This is a genomic window from Ruegeria sp. BE10 (genome assembly GCF_056538905.1).
In genome coordinates this window covers 396527-415284 of record NZ_JBQFTX010000003.1, presented here as the reverse complement: position 1 = coordinate 415284, position 18758 = coordinate 396527, and the positions used below count along the sequence as shown (strand labels likewise).

19 protein-coding genes are annotated in these 18758 nt (G+C 60.1%); all 19 read right to left on the bottom strand.

What is annotated here, in order from left to right; all coding sequences use genetic code 11:
* Positions 1 to 71 precede the first annotated feature (71 nt).
* The 19 genes from ACR0M2_RS10275 to ACR0M2_RS10185 all read right to left on the bottom strand — a co-directional run bounded on the left by ACR0M2_RS10275 (position 72) and on the right by ACR0M2_RS10185 (position 18662).
* On the bottom strand, positions 72 to 974 hold the full coding sequence (locus ACR0M2_RS10275) for an FAD:protein FMN transferase (RefSeq protein ID WP_170359386.1): 903 nt from the start codon (positions 972 to 974) through the stop codon (positions 72 to 74).
* The gene (locus ACR0M2_RS10270; RefSeq protein WP_170359388.1) at positions 971 to 1486 is read right to left on the bottom strand and encodes a nitrous oxide reductase accessory protein NosL; all 516 of its coding nucleotides are present in this window, start codon (positions 1484 to 1486) and stop codon (positions 971 to 973) included. Before ACR0M2_RS10270 ends, ACR0M2_RS10275 begins: the two co-directional genes overlap by 4 nt.
* The gene (locus tag ACR0M2_RS10265; protein WP_480704934.1) at positions 1483 to 2304 is read right to left on the bottom strand and encodes an ABC transporter permease; all 822 of its coding nucleotides are present in this window, start codon (positions 2302 to 2304) and stop codon (positions 1483 to 1485) included. The genes ACR0M2_RS10270 and ACR0M2_RS10265 overlap by 4 nt, the downstream gene beginning before the upstream one ends.
* The gene (locus ACR0M2_RS10260; RefSeq protein WP_480704933.1) at positions 2301 to 3194 is read right to left on the bottom strand and encodes an ABC transporter ATP-binding protein; all 894 of its coding nucleotides are present in this window, start codon (positions 3192 to 3194) and stop codon (positions 2301 to 2303) included. The genes ACR0M2_RS10265 and ACR0M2_RS10260 overlap by 4 nt, the downstream gene beginning before the upstream one ends.
* Entirely contained in the window at positions 3184 to 4440 is a 1257-nt protein-coding gene (locus ACR0M2_RS10255) for a nitrous oxide reductase family maturation protein NosD (RefSeq protein ID WP_480704931.1), read from the bottom strand. The genes ACR0M2_RS10260 and ACR0M2_RS10255 overlap by 11 nt, the downstream gene beginning before the upstream one ends.
* 3 nt (positions 4441 to 4443) lie before the next feature.
* Positions 4444 to 6351 (bottom strand): TAT-dependent nitrous-oxide reductase, encoded by a 1908-nt coding sequence (nosZ, locus tag ACR0M2_RS10250; RefSeq protein WP_170359395.1) that lies wholly within the window; start codon positions 6349 to 6351, stop codon positions 4444 to 4446.
* A 16-nt stretch (positions 6352 to 6367) separates the two neighbouring features.
* Complete coding sequence (locus ACR0M2_RS10245; protein WP_480704961.1) at positions 6368 to 8491, bottom strand: 4Fe-4S binding protein; 2124 nt, start codon at positions 8489 to 8491, stop codon at positions 6368 to 6370.
* Between the two features lie 44 nt (positions 8492 to 8535).
* On the bottom strand, positions 8536 to 8940 hold the full coding sequence (locus tag ACR0M2_RS10240; protein ID WP_480647821.1) for a hypothetical protein: 405 nt from the start codon (positions 8938 to 8940) through the stop codon (positions 8536 to 8538).
* Between the two features lie 148 nt (positions 8941 to 9088).
* A complete protein-coding gene (locus tag ACR0M2_RS10235; protein WP_170350160.1) occupies positions 9089 to 9352 on the bottom strand; it encodes a hypothetical protein in 264 nt (87 codons plus the stop codon).
* Positions 9309 to 10862: a cytochrome D1 domain-containing protein gene (locus ACR0M2_RS10230; protein WP_425082363.1), complete on the bottom strand. Its 1554-nt coding sequence runs from the start codon at positions 10860 to 10862 to the stop codon at positions 9309 to 9311. The genes ACR0M2_RS10235 and ACR0M2_RS10230 overlap by 44 nt, the downstream gene beginning before the upstream one ends.
* Positions 10837 to 12051 carry a heme d1 biosynthesis radical SAM protein NirJ gene (nirJ, locus tag ACR0M2_RS10225; protein ID WP_425082364.1) on the bottom strand — a complete coding sequence of 405 codons (1215 nt, stop codon included), beginning with the start codon at positions 12049 to 12051 and terminating at the stop codon, positions 10837 to 10839. Before nirJ ends, ACR0M2_RS10230 begins: the two co-directional genes overlap by 26 nt.
* Before the next feature lie 3 nt (positions 12052 to 12054).
* Complete coding sequence (gene ahbB / locus ACR0M2_RS10220; protein WP_425082365.1) at positions 12055 to 12537, bottom strand: siroheme decarboxylase subunit beta; 483 nt, start codon at positions 12535 to 12537, stop codon at positions 12055 to 12057.
* Positions 12534 to 12983, bottom strand: a complete 450-nt coding sequence (locus ACR0M2_RS10215; protein WP_480704928.1) for an Lrp/AsnC family transcriptional regulator — start codon at positions 12981 to 12983, stop codon at positions 12534 to 12536. The genes ahbB (ACR0M2_RS10220) and ACR0M2_RS10215 overlap by 4 nt, the downstream gene beginning before the upstream one ends.
* The gene (gene ahbB, locus ACR0M2_RS10210) at positions 12980 to 13969 is read right to left on the bottom strand and encodes a siroheme decarboxylase subunit beta (protein ID WP_170350165.1); all 990 of its coding nucleotides are present in this window, start codon (positions 13967 to 13969) and stop codon (positions 12980 to 12982) included. Before ahbB (ACR0M2_RS10210) ends, ACR0M2_RS10215 begins: the two co-directional genes overlap by 4 nt.
* Before the next feature lie 4 nt (positions 13970 to 13973).
* Entirely contained in the window at positions 13974 to 15119 is a 1146-nt protein-coding gene (locus ACR0M2_RS10205; RefSeq protein ID WP_480704926.1) for a cytochrome D1 domain-containing protein, read from the bottom strand.
* On the bottom strand, positions 15116 to 15424 hold the full coding sequence (locus tag ACR0M2_RS10200) for a c-type cytochrome (protein ID WP_254428531.1): 309 nt from the start codon (positions 15422 to 15424) through the stop codon (positions 15116 to 15118). Before ACR0M2_RS10200 ends, ACR0M2_RS10205 begins: the two co-directional genes overlap by 4 nt.
* Before the next feature lie 46 nt (positions 15425 to 15470).
* A complete protein-coding gene (gene cobA / locus ACR0M2_RS10195) occupies positions 15471 to 16232 on the bottom strand; it encodes a uroporphyrinogen-III C-methyltransferase (protein ID WP_480704924.1) in 762 nt (253 codons plus the stop codon).
* A gap of 187 nt (positions 16233 to 16419) precedes the next feature.
* Complete coding sequence (locus tag ACR0M2_RS10190; protein WP_480704922.1) at positions 16420 to 16821, bottom strand: cupredoxin domain-containing protein; 402 nt, start codon at positions 16819 to 16821, stop codon at positions 16420 to 16422.
* A 56-nt stretch (positions 16822 to 16877) separates the two neighbouring features.
* Entirely contained in the window at positions 16878 to 18662 is a 1785-nt protein-coding gene (locus tag ACR0M2_RS10185) for a NapC/NirT family cytochrome c (protein ID WP_480704920.1), read from the bottom strand.
* Positions 18663 to 18758: the final 96 nt, after the last annotated feature.

Genomic DNA, 18758 nt, shown 5'->3' with positions numbered 1-18758 from the left:
GTGGGCAATTGATGGTTTGGCTTATTGGAAAGCCAATGGCCTCGCTTACTAGGATGACCACCGAAGTTTTTTCAGATGTACATTTCTTTGCGCGCCTCGGGGAATGACCTGATCGCGGCGTCAACGCGCGTTTCAGGCAACGCGCACAAGGCCGTGGACAGCCCGTCGGCGATGGCTGCGCTGGGGGCTGAGACCGATACTATGTGGTTCGTTGCTACCTCGTCTTGCGGGTTCAGGATGTGGCCTTGATCATTGGTCAGCATGAGGTTGCCTGCGTCCGAGGTTGCAACGGCACGATCGCTTAATTCGATGGATTTGAGAACTTCTCTGCTGGGTCCGGCCAGTCCGACTTGCCAGGCTTGCCCGTCTTGGCGATGGCCAAGGGCGGCGATTTCCCCCATATTTACCAATACATCGCGTAGACCGTGCGAGGCCAGCAAAGCCGCGATGCGGTCGGTAATGGCGCCTTGTGCGATACCGTTCAGCGTCAGTGCTGAAACACCGGGTTGGGGCAGGCGGATCATGTCGGACCCGATTAAAACGCGAGACCATCCAATGGATTTTCGGGCGGAATGGACGTCTTGCGCGGTCGCCCCATTGGCCAGCGCGGACCAGAGCGGTTGAATTGAAGGATCGAAAACGCCGTCTGTGGCCTCGTGCAAGGCCGAACACAGGCTGAGGACGTTCAGCAGTTCGGGGGCTGGGGCTGGCAGTTGCCCGTCGCGGTTCAGGCGGCTGAGTTCGGATTGCGGTCGGTAAAGGCTGAAGATGTTCTCAAGCCGGTTCACTTCGGCTTCGACCGCGGTGATGATTGGCGCGGCCTGTGTGTCCGTCAGCCCCTCAAGTCGCAAGCTGGCCGAGGCCCCCAGCGCGACCCCGTGCCAGTGAGCCGTAGGGGCAGACTTAGCACCCGCGGGAAAGGCGGCACAAGCGGCGGACATGGTCAGAAACCGGCGGCGGGAGAGGGCAGTCATGAGGGGGTCTCCAGTTTCAGGTCCAGATCAACGGGGCCCAGAACCTCGGTGTCGGGAATGTCGGACAGAGGCAGCAGATTGCCACCGTACTGGCCAATAAAGGTTTCAGCGGCAGCGGGGTCTGCAAAGGGCACCACCTCGCGCGCGCCCATGCCGCCCGCAACATTGGCTCCGACCACAAAGGTCGCACCCTCGGCGGCGATCCAGTTGGAAACACCCGGCTGTTGCCAGTTGGGCGCGGCGCCCATATCGCTGACATAGACCGCTGCAATGGGTGCATCACGCTCGGGGCTTTTAAGGTAAGCCACCATGTCGCGCACTTGGGCGAAGAACAGAGGTGTAGGGTAGCCTTCCAGATGGATCTGACCCTTGGGGCCACCATGTTCAGCGATGTTCATCTGGCAGAAAAAGCTTAGCGCATCGGGGGTCAGGTCTACTGGGTCAGGGGCCTCTGCTATCTCTTCCTTGCAGGCCGCCAGCGCGACAAACGCGATCAAAGCAAGACGTTTCATGGCTCGACCCTCCGAAACGCGGCGCGGGCGAGGATAAAGCCCAATACCGGCCAGATCAGCAGGGAGGCAGGAGCGGCCCAGAGGGGCAGCGCCTGCGCGGCTCCGGTCATGCCGGATGCCATCGCAACGCCTTCGGTCGCGGCGATGTTCCACAAACGGAATGCGTCGGCCGGGTTGGCTACCATCACCCACGGAAAGACGGATTGGGTGAAGGTGCCGCCCTTGTCCATGACGACGGCTCCCAACAAGCCCAGATCATAAAGGACGACAAAGACCAGCCAGAGCCCGGCCGACAAACCTGCTGCTGCCGTGGCGCCCCTAGCCAGGGCAGACAGCAGGTAACCCAGCGCCAGAAATACGGCGCCCAGCAGGATGGATGTGAGGATTAGGCGTAGCAATGCCATCAGGCTTTCTGGCCCCGCGCCGCCGAACCATGCGGCCACTGCACCAGCGGTGCCAAAGCCGACGGTCATGGCAAAGGCAAGTGCGGCCAGATGGGCGGTGAATTTGCCCAACAAGATTTCTCCACGCCCCGCCGGATAGGATAGCAGCAGCGATAAGCTGCCCCGGTCCACGTCACCTGCGATGGCATCAAAAGCGATCATCAACGCCAGTAAAGGGGCAAGATATACTGACAACGTAGTCATCGAGGCAACCGAGACGGTCAGCATATCGACGCCCAGCGTACCGGTAGGCGCGCTGCCTGCAAAGGTTAGCGCCAAGGCGAACAGCACCATGATCAGGGTGGCCACCAGCAGCCAGCGGTTGCGGCGCAGGATCAGCATCTCCGTGCGGGTAATGGCGAGGAAGCGGGTCATTGCATCTCCTCCTGAGCGTAGTGGCGATAAAGGTCTTCCAGCTTGGGTGCGGTCATTTCCACATCCGCCACGGCATCGCCCATTCCTGCGATCCGGCGCAGGGCCTCCATTTTGTCATCTGGGGAACACAGCAACTCAACGGATGCGCCATTGATCCGGTCGCCACCCAATGCCGCGGCCAGGGCTTCTGGGTTGGTGCTGGCGCGCACGCGCAGGCGGATCGGCAGACCAGCTAGGGCCGACAGGTTGGTCAACGTATCATCAGCCACCATCCGGCCTTTGCGCATGATCGCAATGCGGTCGGTGCGCGCCTCAACTTCGGTCAGGGCGTGGGATGCGATCAGGACGGCGGTACCTTTCGCTGCCAACTCGTCAATGATGGCGTAAAGGTCTTGCCGCGAAATGGGGTCTAGCCCCGAGGTGGGCTCATCCAGCAGCGCCACTTTCGGCTGACCCAACAGAACTTGAGCCAAGCCCAGACGTTGCCGCATCCCTTTGGAATACGTTCCGATCCGGCGATCCAGCGCATCGCTGAGACCGACACGGTTCAGCAGGCCGGGCACATCAGCTTTGGTTCCCGACAATTTCGCAAACAGTGTTAGCTGTTCCCGTCCGGTTAAAGCGGGATGAAACGACACCGCCTCGGGTAGATACGCGGTCTCGCGCCGCGCTTGTTCGCTGCCGGGGGTGGCGTCTCCGATCCGAATGGCTCCGCCATGGATCGGCGTCAGGCCGAGGATGGATTTGATCAGGGTCGACTTGCCCGCGCCGTTATGGCCCAGCAGCGCCACGCGCTGTCCGGGGGCAAGAGACAGGTTGATATCGTCAAGAACGCGAGTTTTTCCGCGGTCCTTGCTGACATGGTCGATAACTAGGGCCTTATCCGTCATGAGGCACCTTTTTCATAGCTGGGGGTTCAGGGGCTTGCATCAATGGATTGCTGTCCATCACGCCGCCCGGCAACAGGGCCGGGAAGGCAGATTGCGACCAGCGCACCAGCTGCACGGCGGGGGAGCCGAGCAGCAGTTTGGCTGAGGGTTGGGTCCACAGCACATGGTCCATCGAGTCGTTGGGGCGATAGGGGGTATCGGCGATGCCGTTGCCATCCACATCATATGCGGCGAAATCGGACCAGTAGTTGCCGCGCCCGTCTTCGGACCACTCAACCCATTTGGTCGAGACGTATTTCACCTGTGTCCGGTTCCCGATGAAAGAGTTGCCAACGATGCGGTTGCGTTCGCTGCCAGCGGTAAAGTGGATGCCGATGCCGCATCCCTGGAACCAGTTGTCGGTGAATTCGTTCTTGTTGGAATTATACAGGAAGGTGCACTTTTCCTTGGCACCTTTTACCACGTTGCCTGTGATGACGCTCTTGTTGGCGTAGTTCAGCATGACGCCATGTTCGCGGTCACCGATGGACACGTTGTTGGCCACGGTCACGTTTGTGGTGAACATAACCGCGTAGCCGAGATCATTACCGATCGAGACATTGTCGCTGACGACCGAATTGTCCGCATACATGTAATGCACGGCGAACCGCAGGTCGCGGAACAGGTTGCCAGTGAAGGTGTTCTTTTTCGACGAGTTCACAAAGATCCCGTCGCGCCCGTACCGGATGTCGTTGTCTTCAACCCGCGCACCCGGCGCGTTCCAGACGTAGACGCCATTGCCGCGGTCATTCATCCGCCGGTCCTGCCGACCTTCGATCCGGTTGCTACGCACGATGCTGTCCTTGGCACCGTGAATGTCGACGCCATAAAGGTTGCCCAACAACACATTGTCTTCGACCACCGGCGCTTTGGCCGTTTTGGTCAGTTGGATGCCGCTGTCGATCCCGTCATGGCTTGAGCCCGAGCCGATCACCGTCAGTCCACGAACGGTCACGCCCGGTCCGGTCACGGTGATGACGCTTCCCGCGCCCTGGCCGTCAATGGTGGCTTGTCCCAGCCCATCGATGGTGACGGGCCGGTTCAGCACAAGCGTTTCGGTGTAAACACCGGGGCTCAGGCGGAGGGTGTCTCCAGCCGCCGCCTGCGCCAATATTTCATTGATGGCCCCCGCCCGGTTGGGCACATCCCAGTCCGCCGCCCAAAGGGGCGAGCCGAGCAGGAGCGGTATGAGCAGAGGCCAACGCATGGGTTATGCTCCCTGCGGTTCGACCAACATCCGACCGCGCATTTCCATGTGCAGTGCGTGGCAGAACCACTGGCAATAGAACCAGTGTACGCCCGGACGGTCGGCTGTGAAGGTGACCGACGCAGTTGCCAGCGGTGCAACTTCCATTGCGATGCCGTAGTTACCTAGGCAGAAGCCGTGGGTCACGTCGTCCACGTCATCCAGGTTGGTGATGTAGACCGTCACCTCGTCTCCCTGTTTGACGGTGAACTTCTCAAGGCTGAAGGTTGGAGCCTGCGATGTCATGTAGACCCGCACCTTGTTGCCGTCCCGGATGGGTTCTTCGGCGCCTTCTTCCAGATCAATGCCATCGGCCTCGGCCTGTTTGCGGGCGTCTTCCCATGTAACATCGGCGCGGTCCCAGACGTTTACCGGGTTGACGATGTCGCTGCGAACGATGATCGAGTCATGCGGCTCGGCAAAGGTCGGACCGTCGTGAACCACTTTCATCTCGTTGGACGAGATGTCGATCAACTGCTCGTTCTCGGGCTTCAGCGGACCCACGTTCAGGAAGCGGTCTTTCGAGAACTTGTTCATCGAAATCAGCCACTTTCCGTCGGCATCCTTGGTTTCACCCATGGAGGTCGAGTTGTGGCCCGGCTGATAGTGCACGTCGACCTTCGAGATGATCGGATCCACATCGGCACCGCCGTAAGCCTCGATTGCCTTTTCGATGTTCCACTTCACGATCTGGCTGTCCAGGAACAGCGTGGTGAACGCGTTGCCCTGGCCGTCATAGGCGGTGTGAAGCGGGCCAAGACCCAGTTGCGGCTCACCCACGATGCAGGACCGCGGGTCGGCATCACTTTCGAACAAGGCGTCCAGTTTGGTGACGTCCATGATCGACACGGTCGGCGACAGCTTACCGTTGATGCAGACGTGCTTGCCGTCGGGCGCGGTGTTGATGCCGTGCGGCGAGTTCGGGATCGGAATGTAACGGGTGTACTTCTTGTTCTGACCCTTACGGCCGTCCAGAACCTTGACGCCTTTCAGTTCCTGATAGTCACCGGCCTCGATACCCGCCTCGATTTCTGCGATGTTGAAAACAACCACGTGGTCCAGCTCGTTCTCGGTCATCTCGGCCAGGTTCATACCCATTTCCGAGTTGTACGAGGTCGAATAGGCGTATTTACCCTGATAGTCGCAGTCGGTGTTGTCGAGGTTGCCCGACACCATCACCTGCCATGCCACTTCCATGGTGTCGCCGTCCAGCGCGGTGAAGATGTTCACGTATTGCGACGGATCGTCCAGCACTGTGCCGTCGTTGACCAGCGGGGTTTCATCCTCACCATTGGCAAAGACATAGCCGGTGCGCGGGAATTTCTGCGGACGCAGACCGTGGATCGCCTTGGCGTTCGGGATCTCGGTGATCTTGTCGCATTTCATCACGTCGCAGCGCACGCGGGCAACGCGGGTGTTGGCCTTGTCGTTCATGAACAGGTAGCGGCCATCGTAGGTGCCATCGGTGAACGACATATGCGGGTGGTGCAGGTCGCCGTTGTCATAGGTTTTCATGCCACGCTTGGCGAGAAACTCTTTGGTTTCAGGCAGCAGGCCGTCGGTCATGATTTTCAACGACTCATTGGTCTGACCCCAGCCGGTGGCCGAGCAGCGGTTGAACACTGGCACGCGCATCAACTCGCGCATGGACGGGAAGCCCAGGATGCGCAGCTCGCCGGTCTGACCCGAGGACCAGAAGCCGTAGTATTCGTCTAGCTCACCGGGTTGCAGGTTGGCGTTGGCAGCAGCACTGGCTTGTTTCGCGGTCATCAGGGTCGAGCCCAGACCGGTCCCGGCCAGCACCGCGCCAGTTGCGGTTGCACCTAGCATCCCACGGCGTGTGATGTTCAGCTTGTTGTCATGTTCCGACATGTTCGTTCCTCCTTTTTTAGGAAACGGATTGCGGTTTGGCGTTCGGATGGTTCGCCGGTGGCTGTCCGAGGGGGGTCTTGAGGTCGACCGACCCTGTCTTGGCCCGCCGTTTCAGTTGGCGGATAACGACGGGACATTTGTCCTCGGACTGGTAGAGCACCTGACAATGCAGGCAGGTGACGCACTCGTTCGGATTGATCTCACCGGTGGGGTGGATGGCCTGAACGGGGCATTCGTTGGCGCAGGTCTGACAGGGGGTGCCGCATTCCTTGTAGCGGCGCAGCCAGTCGAACATGCGAATACGGGCGGGGATCGCCAGCGCTCCGCCCAGCGGGCACAGGTAGCGGCAGTAGAACCGTTCGATGAACAGCCCAATCCCCAATAAGGTCAGCGCAAAGACCACAAACGGCCAGTCGCGCATAAATTTCAGAATGATCGCGGTCTTGAAGGGCTCAATCTCGGCATATGTTTCGGCCAGTGGGATCGAGACGAAGCTGAGGCCGAAAAGACCCAGGAAGATCATGTATTTCGCGGGCCAAAGCCGTTCGTTCAGACCCCAGGGAAGGGTCCATTGCGGCACTTTCAGCGCACGAGCGATCTTGTTGGTCAACTCCTGCAGCGCGCCAAACGGGCACAGCCAGCCGCAATAGGCCCCACGCCCCCAGAACAGCAGCGCGGCGGCGACCGCGAACCATTGGATGAAGACCAGCGGATCCAGCAGGAAGGCGTCCCAGCTGAACCCGGTCCGCAGGCTGCCAGCCAGTGCCATCAGGTTCACCACACTCAGCTGCGCATTGGCGTACCAGCCGATGAAGAACAGGGTCATGGTCAGGTAGCCGATGCGGAACCAATAGAAGACCCTCGCGTTCATCGTCACGTGGAACTGGAAGAAGAACGTCGCTGTCAGGACCAGCAGCATGACGCCAAGGACGCCAATTTCGACTGTGCGGTCCTTCCAGATGCGCTTCCACAGGGTGGCTTTGGCGGCGGCCTCGCCGGTGGCGTCGTCAACAACGGTTGGGGCGGTAACGGGCAGCAGGTACTGCTCGGGTAGTTTGTAACCCAGATCGAAGGTCAGGAAGGTTTTCTCGACCGCGCCCACGGCCCGCTGTACCAGCAGTTGCAGGCGGAACGGCTCGGCGGGATCAAACTCCGCCTCGGCTGGGATTTTAAAGATATCCAGTTCGGTGAAGCTGGGCGCGTCAGCGGCCGCAACCTTGCCTAGGCGCTCTTGTTGCTTGTCAAAGAACCGGACCGAATTGTCGCCTTGGATCAGCTGAATCCGGTCGAAGATCCCACCGCGCACATAGCCTGAGCCTTTGAAGCTGTAAGCCCCGCGCCCCAGTACCAGAATGGCCTGTTCGCCGTCGTTCAGCCACTCGACCAGGTTTTGATACTCGGCTTCACCCAGCAGGGATTTCCCGATCGAGGGAACCGAGACCAACGCCATATGCATATCGATAAACGTGTCATCCGGTTCGCCCGGTTCCGGGCGTTTGATGGCGCGCTGATCTCCGGTAGCTTCAAAAGCGGCGTTGACCTGACCGACATCCAGCGTCAGCCGCCGGATCGAGCCGTCACCAGACAGGGTAGTCCAGTCATAGATGGCGTTCTTAGCCATATCGACTTCGCGTTTCGGCCCGTCGGCCTGTAATGGCGACAGCCCACCTAAACCCAGCGCGCGGGCCACTTTGATACCGCCGCGCACAAGGCTGTCGTCGATCACCATGATGGTCACGGTGGCACCCGAGATGATGTCGAGGTCATGCCCCTCACCACCCGTTGCGGCCTCGTGTTTCAGGTCCAGACCGGTGTAGCCTTCGGTCAGCTCGACCATGCGCGAATTGGGAATGCCGATCAGCACGATGGGTTCCGAGTGTTTGACCAGTTGCACACCGGTCAGCACGGCATCAGCGTTTATTGCGGCAACCACATGGATGGGTTTGCCCGAATAGCCGGTGGTGCCCACGAAATCCGAAGTCAGGAAAGCCCAGGCGACGGTTTCGCCCCCCGTCAGAACCGGAGCAACAGGCACGTCATCGCGCACCGGGCCAAAGGCATCGGCCCCGGGGGCAAGGTCAGAGGGCTCAATCTCGGGCAGGAAACTGGCAAGGCTGTCGGCATGGGCGCTGATCGCCATCAGGCAGGACAGGACAAAGGCCAGCAGGATATGGGTTGCGCGACTTACGACCACGGCGCACCTCCGGTTACTTGGATTGACGCCATGGACGCGCGCGGGGCGCGTTCGGATGTTTCTTGGGGCGCGTGCGGGGGGCCTCTGGTTTCGGGCCATAACCGCCTAACTTGGTAGTAATTGACCAGGTTGCGGTCATCGCAGCGAGCGACCTGAACAATCCCGTCCGATTTCAGTTCCGGCAGGTTTGGCAGGGGTGCCGCAGCGGTGACGGCGCACAAGGCACAGTCGGCGCATTTCGGGCAGGGCGCGGTTGGGTCTTCGGTCCCTTCTTCGAGGTCCACTTGAACCCAGACCGCGCCTGCCTCCGAGCAGATCTCAACCCACATGCTTCGTCCGGGACTCGCCAGCGCCGGACTAAGCAGTTGCAACAGCAAAAGAAGGGTGCCTGCCATGGCGCACGCCGCGCGTAAAGCGCGGACAGACAGTGTGTGCAGTGGGACTGGGGCAGACATGGAGAATCCAACTCGGCGTTCTTTCCTTTGTCCTACGGGATTCTCTCAGACGGATACTTGACTTAGGTCAGGTATCCGAAATTTGTGACTAATCGTCGGCTTCATCCATCAACCCGCGCAACCAGCGCCCGGCCAGCCAGGATGCGGGCAAGCCCAGCGGGATCGACCACAGGATTGCGCTTACAGGTGCGATCACGCCGAGCCCCATGCCATTGGCAACCAGACCCGCCAGAAACAGGTTGATGGCCACGGTTAGTGCCGTGGCGGGGTAGAGCAGGATGGCCAGTTTCCAGACCGGCCATTTGCCCTCAGTGGCTGGTACCTTCCGAGAAGGTGATTTTGTTCCAGACATTATATTTCCCCGAAGGTTTGCGCATGGGCAAGCGGCGAACCTCTTCCAGAGTTTGCGCGTCATAGACGATCACGGCACCATCATCTTCCCAGATCGATACCAGTGCATGGCGCCCATCCTTGGTGAACTCGACATGGGCCACGGTTTTGCCCGGCGCTGGGCGTAAAGTCTTTACGATTTCAAGGCTTTGCTTATCGATTACGTGCATCGCATCCTTGTTGGGCCCAAAGAACACATCGGCCCAGACGTAAGGAGAATTCTCATGACTGCGCATGAAGAAACCCGGCCCTTCGGTCTTGATCCGTTTGACCGTTTCCCATGTCTGCATGTCGATCACAGACACGGTGCCGTCGGTCAGGTGCGGCGTGGCCATCACGGTTGTATCGCCGTACCGCCACGTGATGCCTGATCCCAGATGCGGCATACCTGGCAGGTCTAAATCAGCCACTTTCTGACCGATGACCAGATCAATAACCTGGCCGCCCTTGCCGTCGCGTGAGGCACCCATGACGTATTCATAACTTTGGTCGAAAAAGAAATCGTCCAGATAGTCAGGCGTGGTGATCTTGCGGACCGGGAAAGGATTTGGGTTCTTGAACTGCCCTTCGATACGGAAGTCATGACCCAGTCCGAACTGAGGCGGGTTGTCGCCGTAAAAAACCTCCCAAATCTCGGGAACATCTTTCAGGGCTAGCACAAAGCTTTCGCGTGGCGGGGCCTGATAAACGGCAGAAACGCGGCTGGGATTGCCCTTTTTGCTTTTGATCTCGATGACCTTGGCGACCGAAAGGTCGCTGGTCGACAGCAGGGTCAGGCTGTTGGGCAGGTAATTGGCGACGGCCACCCATTTTCCATCACCTGACATGGCGATGTTGCGGCTGTTCAGCCCCGCGCGCACGCGGCCCACCTGTTTCAGCGCCCAGATATCGTATTTCTGAACCCAACCATCGCGCGACATGATGAAGACATAGCGCCCGTCGGGGCTGAACTTCGGGCCTCCGTGGACGGCGAACGGAGTTTCGAACCGATCCAATACCTCAAACGTATCACCGTCCAACACGCTGACGTGGTGATCGCCGGTTTCGACGGCCAGCGTGATGTTCATCGGGTCGCTGTCCCAGACGGGAGCATCGACCGGGCTGTATTCTGCGTCCAGCGTACGGCTGGCCATGATCTCGGCCTCGCCCCATTCGGGGTTGGTTTCCAGCGGGGATTTCAGCCAACCCGCCAGTTCTTCGATCTGCAAGGCGTCAAGTTCATGCGAAAAGGCGGGCATCTGGGTGGCTGTACGCCCCTCGGCAATCACGGCGGCCACACGCGGGCCGCGCATGCGTTTCAGCGTCTCGGGGATCAGGGCCGGGCCAACACCGCCTAAACGGTTCTCGCCATGGCACGAGGCGCAGTGTTCGGCATAGTCCGACGGGGCGTCGGCCCATGCTGAACCAGCCAGCAGCAGCGAGCAGAGCGTGCCTATTTTCAGCGTGTCAAAAGAACTGATGTGCCGGATCATGACGTTTCCCCCGGAACGGCGTGACCTTAAGGCGTTCGCCTGCGTCATCCACGCCGATTTCTTGATTGGAAAGATAGCAGGCCGGATCTTCGGCCCAGGGATCGCCGGTCACCTGCAAAGCCCGGATACGAGTATTGCCGCCACAGACGTCCTTTAATTGGCAGGCCCCGCAGCGCCCTTTCAGCGGACGTGGTCGGGTGCGCAGCATAGAGAGCATCTGGTCCTCGCTGGCCCACAGCTCTGAGAACGGTTTGGTCTTCACGTTGCCGACCGTGTAGTCGGACCAATACGTATCGGGATGCACGCGCCCCAGATTGTCGATATTGGCCACGCCCAGCCCGCTGGAATTCCCGCCCCACGCGGCGAGATGTTCGCGCACATGAGCGGCCTTGTCGGCATCGAAATGCGTGCGCACCCAGTTCAGGAAATACCCCGCATCTGCATCATTATTGCCGGTCACAATGTCCAGCGGGCGCCCGCCCGAGGCGGCCTCCCACGCGCGCTCCAGCAGCAGGTCCAGCCCGTTACGGGTGCGCAGGTGTTCAGCATCTTCGCCCCGGTTCTTGTCGCCGCGCCCAGCATAGACCAGATGCGACAGGTAGAACTTGTCGACCCCTTCGTCATCGCACAGTTGCAGCAGGTCGGGCAGGTGATGCTGAGTGCCTTCTGTCAGGCAAAATCGCAGGCCCACTTTGATCCCGCGTTTCTTACACTCGCGCACACCGCGCAAAGCGTCGGCAAAGGCGCCTTCAACGCCGCGGAACCAGTCATTTGTGGCCCCGATCCCGTCCAGCGAAATGCCGACATAGTTGAATCCCACATCGGCAATCATATCAGCGGTTTCATCGTAAATCCGCGTGCCGTTGGTCGACAGCGCCAGCATCGGCACCAGATCGCGGGCGCGTTTGGCAATGTCGAAGAAATCAAACCGGTCCAGCGGTTCCCCACCCGAGAGGATCAGGGCCGGGACGCGAAATTGGCCCAGATCCTCAAGGGTTACCATGGCTTGCTCGTGGCTGAGCTCACCGGGGAACGCAACATCCGCCGAGACGGTGTAGCAATGGCGGCATCTCAGATTGCAGCGCCGCGTCAGGTTCCAGATCACCACCGGTTTCACCGGTCCGGGGCGGCGTTTGCGCACCGGGGTCGGGGTGACGAGTTGGTGCATGTATTCGGTCAGGCGGAACATGTTTCAGCCTTTCGCTTTCAGGCGCAGCCCGGTCTTTTTCAGAATGCGCGTGGAATAGAGGATGTCTTTGGCCCGACAGGCACCGCCGAGAATGGCTGTGATCTCGGCGCGCTTTTCTTCGACCTCGTCACGGTCCGCGCCGTGAACCATGGCAAACAAATTGTAAGGCCAGTCGGGCAGGGCGCGGGGGCGTTCATAGCAGTGGGTGACAAAGGGCAGCGCGCCGATCTGGGTGCCCAGTTCAGTCACACGGTCGTTTTGCACATCCCACACGGTCATGCCGTTCGAGGTCATGCCCAGTTTGTAGTGATTAGGAGCAGCGGCAATGCGACGGATAACGCCGCGCGATTTCAGTTCGGCCAGGCGGAACAGCAACGCGTCTTCGTCCATGCCAAGACGCTCGGCCACCCGCGCATAGGGCGCGGGCACCAGGGGCAGGCCGCCTTGCAGCGCCTCGATAATCTCTCTGTCTTTTGCGTCGATCATGCCGCTACCCGGAAGCCGATGAAGAATTCCTGTAATTTGGGGAAACGGAGAACCTCGATCCCCGTTTCCAGTTCGATCGCATCAGCGGTGGCCTCGATCCCCTCGGGCGTTTCGGTGGCCAGTACGAACCACATGTTCAGCCGGTGCGTACGTTCATAATTATGGGCAACCTCCGCATGCGCATTGACTTTGGTCAGGACGGTTTCGAAATTTTCGACCGGCACCGCCATGGCGCACAGACAGAACGCACCCCCCATGGCGGCCGCGTCGAAGAACGGACCGAAGCGGGTGATGATGCGTTCCTCTTTCATGCGGCTGAGGCGGTGCAGCAATTCGCTTTCCGGAATGCCAAGTTCGGTGGCAATCGCGGCATAGGGATGAGGGATCAACGGCAGGTCGTCCTGCATTCGGTTTAGGATTGCACGGTCGGTTTCGTCCAGTCTCATGCGGCGGCCTCTTTCGGTTGGATCAATGCGCCGGTCTGTTTGAAACAGCGGGTCGAAAACAAAACTTTGTGGCGCGCACCGGCCAGTTCCGGCAGGGCAACGGCGCCGGACAGAACTTCTTGCGCCTCGCTGCGCGAGCGGGCGTGAATCATGGAATAAAGGCGGTAAGGCCAGACGTCCTCGACCGGGTTACGTTCATAGCACAGGGTCACGCCGGGATGTGCGGCCAGCGCCGGGCCGGCGGTGTCGATCTGACTGGCGGGCATGTCCCAAACCACCATCGCATTGGCCGACCAACCCAGCGCCCGGTGACGTACGATGACACCGAGGCGTGAGATGATGCCGGCATCGTGCAGCGCCTTGATCCGCGCCAGAACCTCGGGCGTGGATCGGTTCATTGATCGGGCCAGCGCGGTATAGGGTTCCGCGACCAGTTCTAGGCCGGAACTGAGCGCCTGTAGCAGAGCGCGGTCGCCGTCCCGCATGGCCGAGCGATCCACCTTGCGGGGGCCGGGCACATTGCGGGAATTGCCCGACATTCGAAAACCAAGATCGACATTGAATGGGCGTACCAGCCGCAGGTCCAGTACCCGCAGCCCGGTACGTCGGGCGATCCGGGCAAGGGTATCGTTCACATGCACCCGGTCCGGCCCGGTGGCAACGAACCACAGGTTCCACGTATCCTCGCGCTGGTAATTGTGGTTCACTCCGGGTTCTGAGTCGATCAGGGCGGCGATTTCTTCCAACTGTTCCTCGGGGGCGGCAACGGCGGCCAGGGTGCTGGCCGATACTGCCCCCGGTGCAATCGTCGCACCCACCCGCGTGATTCGACCGGTTGCGCGCATCCGGGTCAGGCGATCGATGACCTCGGCCTCGTCCAGACCCAACGCTGCGCCAAGTACCTCAAACGGATGGTCGGTTATGGGAAAATCGCGCTGAAACTCGTCCAGCAAGCGACAGTCGATCGGGTCAGTGATGTGATCCATCGTCTCAAAGCCCCGTTCTGTGCGCACGTGCCGTAAAGAAGATGCCTGATGGGCTGTCCGCTTCAATCTCGCGCAGCTTTTCAAAGGTTTGCGTGTCATAAACCATGACCTTGTTGGCATCGCGCACGCTGATCCAGACCTCGTGCCCACGCGGGGTGAATTCCATATGCAGTACGGCTGGACCGGGTTTGAATTCGTGGATGATGTCCTTGGTGACGCTGTCGATCACTTGAATCGTATCGTTCAGCGGATGGGCGAAATTCACCCAGACTTGCCGCCCGTCGGGCCGGGCCATGGCAAAGACCGGCTGACCGTGGGTCTGTGTGCGTCCGGTTTCGGTCAAAGAGTCGGCATCGATCCAAAGAACCTCGTGATGGCCCACGGCGGGTAGAACGAATTCGCGGCCTGTCAGCGCCCAACCTTCCAGGTGGGGCATCTTGTAGACAGGCATTTCTTCCTGCCCGCGCCCGTAATCCGGTAGGACGCGGATCGGTTCCGGGGCCTCGGCCCAGAGATCCAGCGCGGTCAGCCCATCCTCGCCGAACAGGCCAGTGATATAGGTGCGGCCATTGGCGGTGATCAGCGCGTCATAGGGGTTTTTGCCCATATCGGGGATCTTGGTGATCTCGGGCGTGCCAGTCGCGAAATCGGCAATCCAGGTTTCGCCAGAGTCCCACATGGTGAAGACGAACCTGCGGCCCGGCGCGTCGACCAGACCGATTGTTTTGCTACCCGTGGGGATATCTGCGACCAACTCAAGCGTATTGGCGTCGAACACACGGACGCCGCCGGGTTCGTAGTTCGACACGGCGACTAGCTGTCCGTCGTCTGAAATTGCGCCACCAATTGCGTTACCGGCCTGTACGACGCGGTTCACGATCTGTCGGGTGACGATATCGACTTTGGTCAGCCCGCCATCGCGCCCGAACACATAAGCAAAGCGTTCGTCGGGCGAATAGACCAGCGAGGCATGGGACAGATCGCCCAGCCCTTCGATCCGCGCCAGCGCGGCCCGGTCGGATTGATCTACCAACAGGACCGAACCCTTGGCGCGTTCGATCACAAGACCAAGATCACCAGTGGCGGTTGGTTCAGCATGCGCCGAGGTCATTATCAGGGTGGCGGCAAGGCCAAGAATAAGCTGTTTCATTGTGCCTCCTGTTGCAGCAGGTAACGGGCGATCCATTCGGCCTCTTCCTCGGTAATAAGGGGGCGCCAGGGGGGCATTGCCGTGTCGGGAATCCCATCGAGAATGACGCCGGTCAACACGTCCGGATCATAGTGTTGCAGCGTTTGGGACCGAAGATCGGGACCAAGGCCACCCTTCAGCGACAGCCCATGGCACGACCCGCAATCCTGATGGACAAGCCGTCTCAGGGCGTCGGGGTTCAAGGTGTCGGCGGCAAATGCCGAGGTGGCAATCACAACCGCGCCGGCCAGCAGAACCGAAGTCAACGGTTGGCTGCTCTGCCTGCCAGGCGCAACAGTCCGGTGACCTAGCCTAGCCATGCGCTTGTTCCATCAATTCGGCCACCGAACGTTCGGCATACAGCGAAACCACCTGTCCGATGATGAACAAAGTGGGTGCCTCAAGTGCAGCGCTGCGCACGTCGGTGGCCAGCCTGTCCAACCGGGACACGATGCGACGTTCGGCCCGTGTGGTGGCTTTGCTGACAGCCAGCACGGGGGTCGATCCGGGCAGATTCTCGGTCATCAGCCCCATGGCGATTTGGCCAATGTTGGCTACGCCCATGTAGACCACCAACGTCGAGTCGGGATCGGCCAACCGCTTCCAATCCAGGTCCAGCACCTTGTCTTCCTGCCGGTGGCCAGTGACATATTGGACCGAGGTTGCCAGCCCGCGATGGGTCAGCGGCACGCCGGTCGAACAGGATGCCCCCTGCGCGGCCGTGATGCCGGGTGCGTACTCGACCGTGACGCCAAGGGCCACAAGATACGCCGCTTCTTCCGAGCCACGGCCAAAGATCATCGGGTCGCCGCCTTTCAGCCGTGCAACGGTGTGACCGGCTCGGGCCTCTTCCAACAGAATCTCATTGATGCGATCTTGCGGTACGGTATGGCATTTGGGGGCCTTGCCGACCGGAATCAGCCGCGCCTTTTCGGCATGCAGGGCAAGGATGTCGTCCGAAACCAGCCGGTCATAGACGACCACGTCGGCCTCTTGCAGCATGCGCAAGGCACGCAGGGTCATGAGTTCGGGGTCGCCGGGGCCGGCGCCAATCAGAAAAACCTTACCGCTCATGTGCAAACTCGCTTGGTCTGAATGTCTTCCGAGCCCGGGTTTGCCTGCGAAAAGGGACGTTGCTGGGCGAACCGGGCGTGTCATGAGAACAGGTTGGCGGATTCTGCTCGCGGCTTCCTTGACTAAAGTTAAGGAGCGCGGTTTTGCGCCCGCGCTCCTTTGACTTGCCTGTATTTTTTGCCTCGGCTCAGGGTTCTACGGTGATCATTCCGATCATGTTCTGCGTTTCCCAATGCGGCCCGCACAGGTATTCCTGCGGGCCTGGAGTAAGGAATGTCAGATCAACGGATTCCTCGGGGAACAAACGGTCGCTTTCGGGTTCGCTGCCGTCTTTCAGCAGCACACTGTGACTGGTGCGTTTGTCCACGTTCATCCAGCGCACTGTCGTTCCTGCTTTCACGGTCAACTGACCGGGGCAGAAATTGTATTTGTACATCAGCACCACTTTGGCGTCTTCGACGGCTGACGAAGGTTGCCCGAACAAGTCGACATAGCGTTGCTCGGCCTCGGCGCAAATCTCGGCGGTTTCATCCGCCAAGACGGGTGGGGCGAGAAGTAGAAGTGCAGGAAGAAGGCAGTAGGGTTTCATGATCCATCTCTCCTTTCCAAAAAAGGGCGGGGGCCGGGTTTTCCGGCCCCTATCCGTTATTGTTTGACCACGTTGATGTTGGCGCTGTCGTCGTCCAGCGCCAGGCTGGTGTTCAGCGTAACGTGGTGGAACCGCGCGGCGGCAAAGTCATCATGAATGGCAAAGCCCACCGTATAGGTCTGACCCGGTTCCAGCGGCACGTCGCCGGGCGCACCCGAGTTCAGTGGCCGCGAGAAGACGACGGTCCACACGCCACCGGACAGATTGGCCGAGGCGGCAATTTCCCCGTCATTGACCACGCGCTGTTCCAACAGATAACCGTTGGAGGCGCTGCCATCAGCATAGATACGCATCAGGTCCAGATAAGTGCCATCGTCCAGGTATTGCTGGATCTGCGCTTCGGCCTCCAGCTTGTCCCAGCCACCCAATGCCTTGCCGCGGCGACCTTTAACTTCGACCTCGGTCCGGCTTTCGCTGATGTATTTGGTCACTGTGTCCTGAGTGCTCAGGCGGCCTGCGATATCCCCATTGGCGGCAATCGCGTCAGCGCCCGGATCAAATGGCATATAGCTGTTGTCTGCGTGGCACGAGGCCCAGCAGCCTACCTGATCGCCCAACTCGATCCCGGTGCCGGTGATCATCATTGCAACCTTGATCTGGTTGTCGGGGTCCATCTTGCCGCCATCGACGAAGGGGGCAGGGTTATGGCCTGCATCCGGCCATTGCATGCGGATATAAAGGTTCTCGTCATCATGCGCGGCCTGCACGGTCGCATCGATCACACCACGTTTGCCGGGGATCGGGGTTGGTTCCAGATCACCGCCTGCAACGATCTTGTTGCCGATCGTATCCAGTTCTTTGGCGTGACAGGTCGAGCATTGATCGCCGCCCTTGGTCAGGGGACGGGCCCCGCCGTGGAACTTGCCGTTCTGCACCCACTCAAACGAGGCTTGACCGGGGTAGAACAGTTTCAGATCGGCGCTCGCAACGGCATTCCAGTCGACGCTGCTGCCAACATCACTGCCGCCGCCTGCCGGTGCTGCGGCTTCTTCGCCATTTGCCTTGGCGCGTTCCTCGGCGACGGCTGCGTCTACGGCGGCCGCGATCTGTGCCTGAACGGCCTCTTGCTGGGCGGTTTTGGCTGCTTTTTCAGCCTCGGCTTCGGCAGCTTCCTTGGCTTCGATCTTCGCAAGGCTGGTCAGGTATTCCTGCGGGATTTCACGAATGAAGGCCGGGTTGGGTGCCTCAAGCTTTTCCAGATAGTCCTCATCGGCCCGATCACGGGCGTCCGAGTGGGCAATCCCCTTGTGGCAGTCGATACAGGTCTGGCCGATCTCCATCGCATTCAGGTGCTGCTGACGCGCGCGTGGTTTCTGGAACTCGGGCATCATCGATTCAAAATCGTGGCAGTTGCGGCATTCACGTGAGTCCGTGGATTTCATCCGCTCCCATTCATTCATCGCCAGATGTACGCGCTTGGCTTCAAACTTTTCGCGGGTGTTGATGGTGCCGACCAGCTTGCCATACAGCTCTTTGGACGCCTTGATCTTGCGGATCATCTTGTGGGTCCAGTCCTTGGGAACGTGGCAGTCGGAACAGACCGCGCCCACGCCAGACCGGTTCACGTCATGGATCGTGCCGGTGTATTCCTCATAGACGAAATCACGCATCTCGTGGCACGAGACACAGAATTCCTTTGTGTTGGTGGCTTCCATGGCGGTGTTGAACCCGCCCCAAAAGACGATGCCCGCGACAAAGGCCACGGCTATTCCGGCCACGGGCATTCCCCACAGGAAATACCGGCGCCAAATTGGTTTCTTTTTTTCCGGTTCGGAAGTCATATCCGGGCTCCGTTTGGCTGTCTTATCTGGCCCTGGGTGGCAGGCCGGTGGATTTGGCTGTTTGGTCAAACGAGGAAAGGGCGGGCGAGGGGCCCG